The organism is Paenibacillus sp. YSY-4.3 (genome assembly GCF_054767475.1).
Map to the genome: position 1 here is coordinate 77,164 of NZ_BAABMC010000009.1, position 14,088 is coordinate 91,251.

Annotated in this window: 10 protein-coding genes; all 10 read right to left on the reverse strand. The window is 49.6% G+C overall.

Translation table 11 applies throughout. From position 1 onward, the window contains the following. Positions 1-6: 6 nt before the first annotated feature. The 10 genes from ACYUJT_RS21945 to ACYUJT_RS21990 all read right to left on the reverse strand — a co-directional run bounded on the left by ACYUJT_RS21945 (position 7) and on the right by ACYUJT_RS21990 (position 14,049). Positions 7-1,623, reverse strand: a complete 1,617-nt coding sequence (locus ACYUJT_RS21945) for a response regulator transcription factor (RefSeq protein WP_460326336.1) — start codon at positions 1,621-1,623, stop codon at positions 7-9. Positions 1,624-1,796: 173 nt separating this feature from the next. Beyond that, positions 1,797-3,104 (reverse strand): ABC transporter substrate-binding protein, encoded by a 1,308-nt coding sequence (locus ACYUJT_RS21950; protein ID WP_460326338.1) that lies wholly within the window; start codon positions 3,102-3,104, stop codon positions 1,797-1,799. A gap of 92 nt (positions 3,105-3,196) precedes the next feature. Further along, on the reverse strand, positions 3,197-4,951 hold the full coding sequence (locus ACYUJT_RS21955) for a cache domain-containing sensor histidine kinase (RefSeq protein WP_460326340.1): 1,755 nt from the start codon (positions 4,949-4,951) through the stop codon (positions 3,197-3,199). A gap of 102 nt (positions 4,952-5,053) precedes the next feature. After that, positions 5,054-5,899, reverse strand: coding sequence for a carbohydrate ABC transporter permease (locus ACYUJT_RS21960; protein WP_460326342.1), 846 nt, complete (start codon positions 5,897-5,899; stop codon positions 5,054-5,056). Further along, positions 5,896-6,852 carry a carbohydrate ABC transporter permease gene (locus ACYUJT_RS21965; RefSeq protein WP_460326344.1) on the reverse strand — a complete coding sequence of 319 codons (957 nt, stop codon included), beginning with the start codon at positions 6,850-6,852 and terminating at the stop codon, positions 5,896-5,898. The genes ACYUJT_RS21960 and ACYUJT_RS21965 overlap by 4 nt, the downstream gene beginning before the upstream one ends. 585 nt (positions 6,853-7,437) lie before the next feature. Next, positions 7,438-8,238, reverse strand: a complete 801-nt coding sequence (locus tag ACYUJT_RS21970) for a DUF6612 family protein (protein ID WP_460326346.1) — start codon at positions 8,236-8,238, stop codon at positions 7,438-7,440. A 36-nt stretch (positions 8,239-8,274) separates the two neighbouring features. Continuing rightward, positions 8,275-8,838, reverse strand: coding sequence for a hypothetical protein (locus ACYUJT_RS21975; RefSeq protein ID WP_460326348.1), 564 nt, complete (start codon positions 8,836-8,838; stop codon positions 8,275-8,277). Between the two features lie 193 nt (positions 8,839-9,031). Beyond that, positions 9,032-11,029, reverse strand: a complete 1,998-nt coding sequence (locus ACYUJT_RS21980; RefSeq protein WP_460326350.1) for a methyl-accepting chemotaxis protein — start codon at positions 11,027-11,029, stop codon at positions 9,032-9,034. Between the two features lie 331 nt (positions 11,030-11,360). Next, positions 11,361-12,776, reverse strand: a complete 1,416-nt coding sequence (gene argH / locus ACYUJT_RS21985; protein WP_460326352.1) for an argininosuccinate lyase — start codon at positions 12,774-12,776, stop codon at positions 11,361-11,363. A gap of 37 nt (positions 12,777-12,813) precedes the next feature. Then, complete coding sequence (locus ACYUJT_RS21990; RefSeq protein WP_460326354.1) at positions 12,814-14,049, reverse strand: argininosuccinate synthase; 1,236 nt, start codon at positions 14,047-14,049, stop codon at positions 12,814-12,816. Positions 14,050-14,088: the final 39 nt, after the last annotated feature.

A 14,088-nucleotide genomic window follows, 5' to 3' on the forward strand; every position in this document is an offset into this window, starting at 1 on the left:
TCTTCTTCATTTCACGATTTCCGTCGGGTTCATCCCCGTGATCTTCTTGAACACGGTGCTGAAATACGGAACGTTTTTGTATCCAACCATTTCGGCCACTTCGTAAACTAATGCCTTCTTCTCCATTAACAGCTCCCGGGCCTTCTCGATGCGCACTCTCGTCAAATAATTGTTAAACGTCTCGCCCGTAATGTTCTTGAAGATCATCGACAGGTAGTTGCGGGAAATATACACTTTGTCTGCCAGCCCGGCCAGCGTAATATCCTCAGCATAGTGCTCATGGATATATTCCATCATGAAATCGACGGCCTGCCGGTGCTTGCCGTTGCCGCCCCACTCGCGGCTGCTGAACACGATGCCAATCTTGGCGCCAAGCCATTCGGCCAGCTCGGAAGGGCGCTTTAAATCGGCGATTTCCCGAGTGATGGAATCATTCGAGAAAATATCGTCCAGCACCGTGCCCATCTCATAAAAAGCAAAGGCGATAATTCCCCACAGTTCGCCTGCCAGCATGCCGACATATGACTTCGTGATGCCTTCTTCTTTCTCTAAACGCGTCATATAGTCCATAATAATTTTACGCGCCTGGTTCTCCTGCGATGTCCGGATGGATCCGGCCAGTTCCAAATATAGCTTCACAGGCCTGATCGGCGTTCCTGCACCTTCGCTGTGCAGTTCCTGCGCATAGACGTACAGATCATAACCGGGAACCGCCGGCTGGGGATTCAGATCGATGACGCGGAAGGCTTCTTCCGTCGAGTTGCCGATCTCCCTGATGCTGCTCTTGCGCTCGCCGATTCCAATGCGGAGCTTCAGCTTCAAATAACTTTGGACACAATCGATCAGGCGGACGCCAAGCTGCTCCAGCCGCTGGCGCAGCCGCTCAGCCGACTCCGTGCGGTCGCTGTGGACGATGACGACGGAGCGGTTGGTATGCAAATCGGTATATTCGAAGGAGGCAAAAGCCTCCTGGGTTAACTCGCATATAATGTTGCTGATTGCAAAACGAAGGAGGCTCCAATCCGGTAAACTCAGCTTAGTTGCCCGCTGATCGCGGACCAATTCAATGCCGAGAACGGTATGATCGCATTCGGACCAATAGTGATATGGCGTTGGAATCTCCGTATCCAGGCGGGAGTTCTGCAGGCTGCCTGCCGCAGCCGACTTGACCCATTCTTTCTCGACGAATGGCTCGTATAGGCGCAGCTTCTGAAGCAACTCATCCTGCGCCATGCGCTTCTCTTCCTGTTTTTCGAGATCGTCGATGGCCTGGCCCAACACGGATTTCAAGGTAGGAACACTGACCGGCTTGGACAAATAGTCGCTGACATTCAAACGCAATGCCTGGCGTGCATATTCAAAATCGGAATATCCGCTGAGAATGATGACTTTGCCCGCATATCCGCTTTGCCGCAACTGCTCGATCATGTCGAGTCCGTTCATCACGGGCATATATAAGTCAGTAATGACAATATCCGGCGAAGCCGACCGAATCATGTCCAGCCCTTCTTCCCCATTCATCGCCTCTCCCGCCCATTCCGCATTGAGCTCGTCCCAGGGTATCGCTCTCCGGATTCCCTGAAGCACTCCGCGGTCATCGTCGATGATTCCAATCTTCCACATCTGTAGGGCCCCCTCCTCTTGCAACATGATGTTCGAGCATGATGTTCATTAATTATGATAATACGTCATGCCCGATAAGCTGTTAAGCCCCTCAGGCATGACGTTTTTTTAGAGGTTGTTCAAAAAGTCATTGCCGAAAGACTTACTTTTTGAACAACCATTTAAAATTAAGATTACTCGTATTCTTGCGCAGCCTTTTTCAAGGACTCGTAGGCTTTCTCTGGTGTCGTTCTGCCGAAGCTCAGCTCGTCGCGCACAAGCGGGAAGTCTTTATCAATAAAGTTTACCCAACCTTCAGGCCCAGTCGTGAAGGTTTGCCCGTCCGGAGTCGTTGCGTCGATCAGCTGCATACCTACTTTTTCGCCCTCAGGCAGGTTCGGAATTAGGCTTTCTGCGATCTTCGCATTGGCAGGTACGCCGCGAGCCGTTCCAAGGACAGCTCCTGCTTCTGGATCGTTGATGAACCAGTCGATGAATTTCGCTGCTTCTTCCTTATGCTTCGAGTTCGGAGACAAGCTGAGGAACATGGATGGCTTCAGCCAGCCGCCCGCTTGCTCGGCACGTGGCATCGATATGAGATCGAATGCTCCTTCTTTCATGCTGTCCCAAGTCGTGTAGTTGTTGGAGAAAGAATAACGGAACAATACTTTGCCGTTGACCAGCAGGTCAGCTGTCGGATCCATTTCTTTGTCAGATGCGTTCAAATCTGCTGGAGGGATCAGGCCTTCGTTGCGCAGTTGTTCGAACTTCTTCGTCCACTCTAGGAATGTCGCTTCATCGATGTTGAATTTGCCGTCTTCAGTGATCAGCGTGCCTTTGCCTTTAGCGTAGTGATATGCGCTGAACATGAAGTAGTTGCCGGCATAATCGAGCGTGAAATATTGACCTTTAGCCAATTTAGGCTTCACTTCTTCTGCTAGGGCGAAGAAATCATCCCACGACCAGCCGTATTGTGGCGCAGTTACACCCATTTTTTCCAAAGCAGCTTTGTCGTAAATCATGCCGAATGCTACCGAGCCGAGCGGTACGCCGTATTGCTGGCCGTCTTTTTGGCCGATCGGCAGAAGGCTTGGCGTCAAGTCAGTCAGATTGACTTTGCCATCAAGCGCTTCCAATTGATTGCGGGACGTCCAGTCGGAAATCCAGCCCGGATCCATTTGGATAATATCCGGCTCGTTATGAGCTGCCGCCTGAGTAGCCAGTTTATCTAGATACCCGTCCATTCCCGAGTATTCAGGCTCGAAAGTCACGTTCGGATTCTTCTCAGTGTACAATTCCAGCGCCTTCAGCGTAGCTTCGTGACGCGGTTGGGATCCCCACCACATAATCCGCAATTTTACTTTCTCTGAAGCTGAATTGGATGCAGCCGGAGTATTGCCAGCCGTCGCCCCTGTGTTATCTCCTTTGCCGCCGCAAGCTGCCAGCAGCATGGAGCATACCAGCAATGCTGCAACAATCTGCAATCGCTTCCATTTCATCATGTTGACTTACCCCCTAAAGATAAATATATTGTAGTCACTATTTATACTACCAATTTCATATAAAGTGGAATATAAGAGAGATGCACAATTTATTATAAAATCGTCCGATTATCTTCACGTTTGCCCGGTGCCTCCTCCAACCGCGGGAACACAATCGACACGACTGTCCCTCCATGCTCGCCGTCCGCAAGTGTGATATCGAAGGACTCACCGAAATACGCCGAGAACCTTTCCCTTACGTTCCGTATGCCATATCCGCCCTTGCGACGATTATTCCCCTTATCTTGATTATAGGAAAGTCCGATTCCATCGTCCTCGATAATGATGCGGATGCGTTCACTCTCCTCTGTAACTTTGATGACGATGCTGCCGTTTTGTCTGGAATTGAATCCGTGGATGATCGAATTTTCCACGAAGGGCTGGAGCGTCATCTTGGGAATAAATAGTTTCTGTACTTCTTGGGATACTTGCACCTCGTATTCCAAGCCGTCCTCCCATCTTAGCTGCTGGATTTCCAAATAACAACCGACGTGCGTAAGCTCCTCGCCGATCGTAATGAAGCTTTCACCGTGGGACAAACCTATGCGGAACATCCGGCCCATCAGTTCCAGGATACGGCTCATCTTGTCCTGGCCTTCCGCGATCGCCATCCAATTCAACTGATCCAGCGTATTATAGAGAAAATGCGGGTTAATATTCGCCTGCAGCGCTTCAATTTCGGCCTTGCGCTGCTGCTCATAGCGCTCGGCAAGCGATAAATAGAGCGCCTCGATCCGTTCATTCAGCCGGCGGTAGCCCGCAAACAGAACGCCGAACTCATTCGTATAATCGCTCATCAGCTCCGGCTGAGTCCCCCCGACGACATAAGTCTTCATCGCCTTGACGAGTTGGGCGATCGGCTTCATGAACTGCCGGCTCAGCCAGAGCGTCAGCAGGAAGGCCAGCAGCAATGCGGCGATGCCGATCGAGATGATCGCCCCGGCCAGCTTCACGCTCCCCGCCGTAATTTGCTTCCATGGGGTAATCTCAACGATCATCCAGTCGGAATCTGCTACTTTGGAATAAACGATAAGATTCTCGACGCTATGTGGCTGCGTATGAAGACGAAACACGCCGGATTCACCTGTAAACCGTGAGTCGGACTCCAGCAGTCCGGCTTCCTTCATAGACACCCCGACGCTAAGCAGTTCCCTGCCGTTCCTATCCAATAAGATGCGGTTCGAATCCTGGGAATATCCCTCGAGCATGCCCCGGATCCAATCAGCCTTCACATGGACGACAAGAATGCCCATAAACCGCGTATTGTAATATATTTTCCGTGAAAAGCTCAGCACGGACGCCTCTCCCTTAAAAGTCGAAATCTGGTGTTCCTCCGACCAAGAGAAATCGTTCTTCTCCAGAGCCGCATACCAAGGCTGCTCCGCGGCCGCTTCTAATTGGTGAAACTGGATATAGCTCTGGCTGTCGCCCCATTGCGGCTGCTCCAGGTATAAATCGATCGCCTGGATTTGCGGAATCGAATAGGTCAGATGGGCCAAGGCCTGCTTAATGCCCATCGATCTGCGGTAGCGGTCGAACATGTCGTCCTTACCAGACAGGAATGTAAGCAAATCGCTATCCCTGGAAGTGGTCAGAGAGACTTGCTCAATCGATGTAAGCCTGCCCGTAATTTCATTATTCAGCTCCTCCAGCAGCCGTTTCTGGTAATAGGATGTATTGTCGGCCAGCTCGCGAGAGGAGATGGCATAACTGATCCATACTGTGCTGGCCAGCACGAGCGTGATCAGGCCGGCGAAGCAAAGGATGAACAGGAGATCGATTCGGTATCTTTTAAATGGATTAGTCATAAGGACGTCCCCTTTGCCATATGCGTTCATAGATCCTAAAAAACATTGAGGCTGTATAAGCCTCAATGTTTTTTCATTGTAAACTATTATGTTCCCTACTGACTAGCCTTTAATTCCAGTCGTAGCAACGCCCTCGACGAAGTATTTCTGAGCGGAGCTGAACAGCAGCGTTGCCGGCAAGATGGACACAAGCGACATAGCTAGCAATTGTCCCCATTCTGCGCCGCCCTGAGAGTCGTTAATCATCCGCAGAGCCAGGCCTACCGTGTATTTATCTACAGAGTTAATGTACAGCAGGTGACCGAGGAAGTCATCCCAGTTCCAGAGGAAGCAGAAGATGATGACGGTAACGATCGACGGCTTCATCAGCGGCATGATGATTCTCCAATAGATTCCGAACCAGTTGCAGCCGTCGATTTTGGCCGATTCATCCAGTTCCCGCGGAATGCCGCGAATGAATTGGATCAGCAGGAATACGAAGAAGGTTCCTCCCGCTCCCCCGGCTAAAGCGTGGGGGACGATAAATGGCAAATACGTATTGACCCAGCCGAATTGGTGGAACATGGCATACTGCGGAATAATAAGCACCTGTCCCGGCAGCATCAGCGTGAGCATGAGCAGCGAGAACCAGAAGCCCTTCAGCGGAAAGTCCAGTCTGGCGAAGCCAAAAGCAACCAGCGTACTGGAAATGACCGTCACGATAATAACCGCGATAATCAAATAGAAAGTATTAATATAGAAATCGGTAAACGTAAAGCCGGGAACCGAATGCCAGCCTTTAACGTAGTTGGACCACTGGGGTACAGTCGGGAATAGCGACGGGGAGCTCAGCTCCTGGTTGCTTTTCAAAGAAGCGCCGATCCACCAAATGACCGGATAGACCATAAACAAGCTGAATATGATGAGCATCCCGTGACGAATTAAGCTTTTCCATTTTGTTTGGGTCATTTTCTCTTTTTCCCTCCTTGGCTGTCGGATTCGTAGAACACCCAGTATTTCGATGTCACGTTAATAGCTACAGCGGCAGCAACAATCATCAGCAGCATAATCCATGCCAAGGAGGAGGAATATCCGAGCTGATAACGGCTGAACGCCCGCTCATACAAGTAAAGCGCATACACATAAGTGGAGTTCATTGGGCCTCCGGCCGTAATAACGTACGCTGGCGTAAACACCTGGAAGGAGTTAATGACCCCCATAATCAGGTTAAAGTACAAGGTTGGCGACAGCATCGGCAGCGTAATATTGAAAAATTGTCTGACCTTGCCCGCTCCGTCCACCGAGGAAGCTTCGTAAAGATCCGTCGGAATCTGCTTCAGACCGGCGAGGAAAATAACCATCGAAGAGCCGAACTGCCATACGGACAATACAATCAGCGACCAGAGCGCCGTATCCGGATTCGTTACCCAGCCTGTACCTGGAATGCCGAAAATGCCGAGGACTTTGTTGAAGAAGCCGTCCACACCAAAGATGTTTTTCCACAGCAGGGAAACTGCGATACTTCCCCCGATCAAGGACGGAAAGTAAATGGCCGTTCGGTAAACCGAAATCCCGCGTACCGCCTTATTCAGCAGCATGGCCACAAGCAGCGCGGCAATGAGCTTCAGCGGCACCGAAGCCAGCACGTAATAAAACGTGATTTTGACCGATTGGACGAATTTCTCGTCTGCCGTAAAGATGCGGTTGTAGTTTTCCATACCGACCCATTCGATCGGTTTCATTAAAGTATAGTTGGTGAAGGAATAATATAGGGACAACAGCATCGGGTAGGCCGTCAACGCCAAAAACCCGATCAGCCACGGGGAAATAAACAAATAACCTGCAATGGGAGAGTCCCAACGTTTGAGAAATGGTCGTTTACGCTCAGATTTCCCGTTAGCTAAAGGTGTTGTTCGTTCCATGTGTTCACTCTCCTTTTCTGTACTTTTAGTATAGATGGAGAGTCCCATAGAGCTACAGGAGACAATTGCTCAAAATCATTCAATATTTTCAGAATATCTAATTTTGCAAAAAAAACGCACCCTCAGAATTCATTGGATAACCGGAGAGGTTTCCAATGAATTCTGAGGGTGCGCGCAGCTGCTCCCGGATTTCTTGAATGATTTAGGTACATCATAAGTGAGGAATCCAGTCACAAAGTTCACCACAAGCTTATGCTTCCGGATCAGCTTTCTGCAACAATGCTTTGCGTTTCTTCAGAGTCATATTTCTTCCTTGTTTGCACCCCATCTTTAGTTCATTTTATATAAGCTGCTGTTGTTCACTATATTGTGTCGTACACTAAATGGAATCCATGCATCTAATGATGCTCTAAGCGGATGTTTACGGGGATTAGATGGATTTTATGCACCTAAAATCAAGCTTCCAATCCATCCTTAGCAATTCCCTCTCTCTAACAGCATGAAATCCACTTAAATTGATTTTCTCCTTCTTGCCGCAGAAACTAACTGCGAGTAATCCATTTATTATAAGTTGAACAACGACTACTACCATTCACTAAACCTTGGGTCAGAGGCTTTGTAAGCTCCTTCTAATAATTTCTTTTCATTAACACCGTTAAAATCTTGATACGAATGAACAACCTTTACCTCACTATATTTTTTATCTCCTGAATAGTCGAGAGTCGTTTCCGTTTCTTTTATAAGCTCGACAGGCAATAAGGTCTTTTTATTAATCGTGTAAGTAAGTTTCGATTTGCGGTCGATCGTCACTATTAAGGTATATTCTTTTCCGGTCTTAGCATCATGATAACCTTCATGAGAACTTTCTTCGTGCTGGGTCCCAGTGACGGTAAGAATATAGTTTTTATCCTTCTGATCTACTTGCATATCTTGAATGGTCAAGCTTTTTAAATCGTAGTAAGGATCAGCATATTTTTTTTTGCTCTCTATCAAACCAGACGTATAACCTTCAAGCTCGGGGCCCAATTCCCATTGACCGTTTCTAAATGTAGAAACCCCATATTGCTCGGTGACGTATTCTTTGGTCTGTGCCTCAAGATCCGACATTTCGTGTTGCTCATACATGGAGAAAGGCTCTTTAACATAATCGAGCTTGCTGGTTGAATAACTGCTTCCATCAGCTTCTTTTACACTCGGATTTCTATATGTATGTTTAGACTCTACGGAGAAGCTTTTTAAGCTTTCGATTTGTTCCGAAGATTTTTCGACTAATTCCTCCGCATAAGGAAGTCCATCTTCATCCTTAGTAAGATGAATTTCTGTTCCACAACCGCTAAGTACCACCAGTAGAATACTGGATAAAAAAAACATTATGTATTTACGCATACCTTTTCTCCTCATCTCAAACTTTAAAATGATCATTTACCAATACCACATTTCCACCGACAATCGTTGGTCCAGTAACATAATGTTATTAACAACATCCTGTTTGTCTGCCATAATCCATATTTCATAAATCCCCTCCATTTCTTCATCTGACTTTTCGCTTTTAATGGCTTGACGCCCTAGCGGATTTTTATTAAATTGATAAAAACTGTATAACATTCCATTCGGCGTGGCTGGATTCATATATCGGCTGCCGTATCGTTCCTCGGCTTCTTCCTTCGTTGAACCTACATGAATCCCCCTTGGTGTCTGAAACCAAAATTCCTCGGTTAACTCGATCCCCACAACTTTATCATTACGATAATAAATCGTTGCGGCACCATAGCGTTGCTCAATATCATCCCCTTCGCCTGCTCCCAAAATGTTTTCCACTTTTGTTCGACTCATGCCAAAACAAATATTTGTTCCTGGCTCGTGAATCGACTCAATACACATATCCCTGTCCAGAAAAGCATCCGGCTCCAGTTTAGTCGCTTGGCCACATCCACTGATGAGTACTAGAACCATCAAAACGACCAAAATTCTCATCTTCACTTCCATAGGCCCCCTTTCTCCTTTGTTTTAATTGACATTCTATCTTTATCGGAAAGACGATAAGGGAATTTAATACAAAATTAATACAGATCTCCATAAAAAAATGCACCCCTAGAACTCATCGGTTAGACCATGATGGTTTATCCAATAAAGTTCTAAAGGGTGCACTCAGTTACCCAGGTGGCTGATCTAATTCAATTTATACCTTGAAATGCTCGATCTTCGTTTGCATATCTGCCGCCATGCGGGCCAAGCCCTCAGCCGCTGACGAAATTTCCTCCATTGAGGCCAACTGCTCCTGTGTCGCAGCTGTTACGCTTTGGAAGGAATCAAGGCTCTGCTTCGAGGTTTCCGAAATATGCTTCACGGAATTGGCAATCTCCTCGGCGCTCGCCGACATTTGCTGCGTAATCGCGGATACATCGTGAACCTGCTCTGTAATATGCCGCGTCGATTGCTCAATTTGCCGGAACGCATTCTGCGCCTCTGTGGTGACGCTAATGCCGCGTTCGACATTAGCTGCAACTTCACCGTTCATGACCGCATACGCCTTCTCTACCAAGTTCGTCATCTGTACGATGTCCTCGCCGATTTGCTCGGCCGTCTCCCTGGACTGTTCAGCCAGCTTCCGCACTTCGCCTGCCACGACGGAGAAGCCGCGGCCATCCTCGCCGGCGCGCGCCGCTTCAATCGCCGCATTCAGTGCTAGCAGATTCGTCTGGACGGCGATATCCGAAATCGCTGTACTCATTCCAGCAATATGGTTGCTAAGCTCATTCATCTTGTGCATCAGCTCGGCCGACTGCTCCGTAGAGCGCCGGATTTCCTCCATTTGCAGGCCGACCTGCTCAACCTTCTCACTGCCATAACGTACATCTCCGACCGTCTGGGACGAGGAGTCGACGATCGCTCCCGATGCTTCGGCGATTTTATAAATGCCTTGGGACATTTCCTCCATCGTATTGGCGCTCTCAAGCGAGACGCTGGCCTGTTTCTCGGCCCCATCGGAGGATACCTGAACCAGATCCACGACATGCTCGACCGATTTCGCATTCTGCTCAGTACCAGCCGTCAGCTCTTCGCTAGAAGCGGCAAGCTGGCTGGAAATTTCCGCGACGTCCATCACCATTCCGCGGATCGAAGCGACCATCTCGTTATAGTTCCCTGCGAGCTGTCCGACTTCATCCTTCCGCTTGATTCGGACCTCTTCGTTGAGATAGCCTTCTCCCACACGCTTCGCGGAAGCGTTCAGCTGCTCGATCGGACGCGTTACGCTGCGGATAATCAGGAATAGCGCGATGCCGGAAACGACGAGCGCGATACAAAGCACGATTACGGATGTCCATACAATCGGGGCAACCGCTTTATCGAATTCACTAATTTCCAGAACTCCGACGATTTTAAGACCCGTCAGCTCGTTCGTCAGGACGTAGGCTCGCTGCGGCTTGCCCGTCAGCTCGCTTTTGTAATCAATAAAACCTGAATCCTGCGCCTGAATTAACGGAATATGCTCTCCCACGGCATCTTCGCCGGGCTCGTAGTTCGGATGGTAAGTAATCTTGTTACTGCGGTCGAATATGTATACGAACCCTTCACTGCCGATTTCTACCTTCCGGGCGAATTCGTTAATGGCTTCCATGTTAAAGGATACAGTCATTGCTCCCTGGCCATCCGGAAGCGCTCGACTGATGTACAGATTATGATGCCCCGAAGTCGACGATGTGAAAGGATCGATAATGACTGTATTATTCGGATCGGCAAGCGCAGCCTTATACCAGTCCCTTTCCGTCGGATCATATTCGTGCGGCCCTGGGTCCGGCGCCTTCATAAAAGCCTTGTTATTGTTGCCCACGGTCAGCAGTTCAAGCCCAGGATGCTTCGCCATGAACAGCTCCAGCATCGCCTGTACCTCCGGCGATCCTTCATCGATTTGCTTGGAATTCATCTGCATGACCAGTTGCTCAACATTCTGTACCTGCGCTTCAACATATGCATCCAGCGCTTCATTCATCAGCTCAACGCTCGTTTTGGCCGCATTCCCGATCTTCGTTTCCATTTCATGCTTGGCGCTCGTAAGACTGGATGCGATAATCACGATATTAGGAATGACCAGCATGACCGTGAACGCAAGCAGAAGACGATTACGCAGCGAGGAAATCTCGAATACGCGCCTTAAGTTCGACCAAATTTTCTTCATCGTTGTCTCCTCTCAAAATCCATGATGCAGATACCCGTACCTTTACCCTAACAACTCTCCACTTCAATGGGCGTTGCATACCTGTTTTGTTCTTTCATAGCTCGTAATGACTAGATGCCTTGCCTCCATTGACCTTAGTCAATGATTCTATATATCTATATTTCGACAAAATTTAATATTTTTTTATACCTTTCATGAAAATAAATGATAATTTACAGTAAATTCATTTGTTTTTCTTTGCAAAATTCATTTTATGGTAAAAAAAGAGCAGAATCTGCCCATAGGCAAGACCTGCTCTTCATCACTTTATGGATGCTTAAAGCGCATCTCGTTATTTGCTTTTTTCCAAGTATTCCTGTACCCATTGCCCCGTGGCCTGCAATTTCTCCTCCGCCCGGCCGATCGCGGCCTTCACTTGGCCAGTCGCCGTACCGCCGTAGACATTGCGGGCGTTAACGACCGTCTCCGGCTGCAGCACTTCGTAAATGCTATCGTCGAACAGCGGCGAGAATTGCTTGAATTCCTCGAGGGAAAGATCCAGCAAATATTTATTGTGCTGAATGCAGTACAGCACCGTCTTGCCGATGACTTCATGAGCCTGGCGGAACGGTAATCCCTTGTTCGCCAAGAAATCGGCGATGTCGGTCGCATTGGAGAAATCTGTGTTGACGGCCTCGCGCATTTGCTCCTTGTTGACCTTCATTGTAGCAATCATCGGGGCAAATAATTGCAGCGCTCCCTGCAGCGTTGCCACCGTATCGAACATGCCTTCCTTGTCCTCCTGCATGTCCTTATTGTAAGCCAGCGGCAGAGACTTCAGGACGGTCAGAAGGCCCATCAGATTGCCGTAGACGCGGCCCGTCTTCCCGCGCACAAGCTCGGGCACGTCCGGGTTCTTCTTTTGCGGCATGATGCTGCTGCCTGTGCAGAAAGCATCGTCCAGCTCGACAAAGCGGAATTCGGTGCTGCTCCACATGACCAGTTCTTCGCTCAAGCGAGACAAGTGCATCATCAGAATCGACGCATCCGCCAGAAACTCCAGGATGAAATCGCGGTCGCTGACCGCATCCAGACTGTTCTCGTAGACGGCGCCAAAATTCAGCTGCTCAGCCACGAAATGGCGGTCAATCGGGAAGGTCGTTCCCGCCAGGGCCCCCGCGCCAAGCGGCAGGACATTAATCCGCTTGTAGCTGTCTTGCAGGCGCTCGACATCACGCTGGAACATCGAGACGTAAGCGAGCAAATGGTGAGCGAACAGAATCGGCTGAGCCCGCTGCAAATGGGTATAGCCTGGAACAATCGTATCCAGATTGGCCTTCGCTTGCCCAATCAAGGCCTCCTGCAGGTCATGCAAGAGTCCCACGAATTCAACGACCCGCTTGCGCAAATACAGGTGCATGTCCGTCGCCACCTGATCGTTTCGGCTGCGGCCCGTATGCAGCTTGCCGCCGACCGGACCGATCTCCTCGATCAGGTTCTTCTCGATATTCATGTGAATATCCTCGTCCGAGACGGAATACTCGAGCTCTCCGCGGCGGATTTTTTCAAGTACGGATTGCAATCCTTCCTTAATCTTCGCCGCATCCTCTTCAGGAACGATCCCGCACTTGGCCAACATCGTCACATGCGCCAGACTTCCCTGCACATCTTCTTCTGCCAGCGCCTTGTCAAACCCAATGGACGCGGTATATTCTTCAACTAGTTTGTTGGTCTGCTTCGTAAAGCGGCCTCCCCACAGCTTGCTCACCTGATTCACTCCTTATCTGTTTCAAACCTAGCTTAAATTACTTGCTGCTTTGCTCCACGCCGGAGCTGACTTTGAGGCGCAGCGCGTTCAGGCGGATAAAGCCAGTCGCATCCCCTTGGTCGTAAGCTTCAGTTGGATCAGCCTCCATCGTAGCGATGTCCGGATTGTAAAGGCTGACCGGGCTCTTAACGCCGGCCCCGATAATGTTGCCTTTGTACAGCTTCACGCGTACCGTTCCGGTCACATTCTTCTGGCTTTCCGTCACAAGCGCCTGCAAAGCAAGACGTTCCGGCGCGAACCAGAAGCCATTGTACACGAGTGTACTGTAACGGGTAATCAGGCTATCGCGCAAATTCATCACTTCGCGGTCCATCGTGATGGATTCCATTTTCCGATGGGCCGTAAACAGAATCGTGCCCCCCGGTGTCTCATATACGCCGCGGCTCTTCATGCCGACAAAGCGGTTCTCGACCATATCCACCCGGCCGATACCGTGCTTGCCGCCAAGCTCATTCAGCTTCTCCATTACGCCAAGCGGGTCAAGACGCTGACCATTCAGGCCGACGCAGTCGCCTTGCTCGAATTCCAGCTCCAAATATTCCGGCTGATCCGGAGCATCCTCTGGAGATACGCTGAGCAGGTACATATCCTTGCTCTCCTCGCTGCTCGCATCGAACCAAGGATCCTCGAGCACGCCGCTCTCATAGCTGATATGCAGCAGGTTGCGGTCCATCGAATAGGATTTCGCGGCGGACGCGGTAACTGGAATGCCGTTCTCCTCGGCATAAGCGATCATTTCCGCTCGCCCCGGGAAGCGGTCGCGGAACTCGCTGAGACGCCATGGAGCGATCACTTGGATTTCCGGAGCGAGACCAGCAGCGGCCAGCTCAAATCTTACCTGGTCGTTCCCTTTGCCTGTAGCGCCATGGGCGATAGCTATTGCGCCTTCCGCACGGGCGATTTCAACCATGCGCTTGGCGATCAGCGGGCGGGCGATGCTCGTACCGAGCAAATATTGCCCTTCGTACATTGCGCCAGCCTGAAACATCGGGTAAATGAAATCCTTGGCGAATTCCTCACGCAGATCGTCGATATATACTTTGGAAGCTCCGGTAGCCAACGCTTTGGCTTCTAGGCCGTCCAGTTCCTCTTTCTGGCCGATATCCGCCGTGAAGGCGATGATTTCGGCATCGTATGTTTCCTTAAGCCATTTGAGAATGATTGATGTATCCAAGCCGCCAGAGTAGGCAAGCACGATTTTATTTTTTGCCATAATTGATTGATCCTCCTGTTACTTTTAATAGCCCTGAAT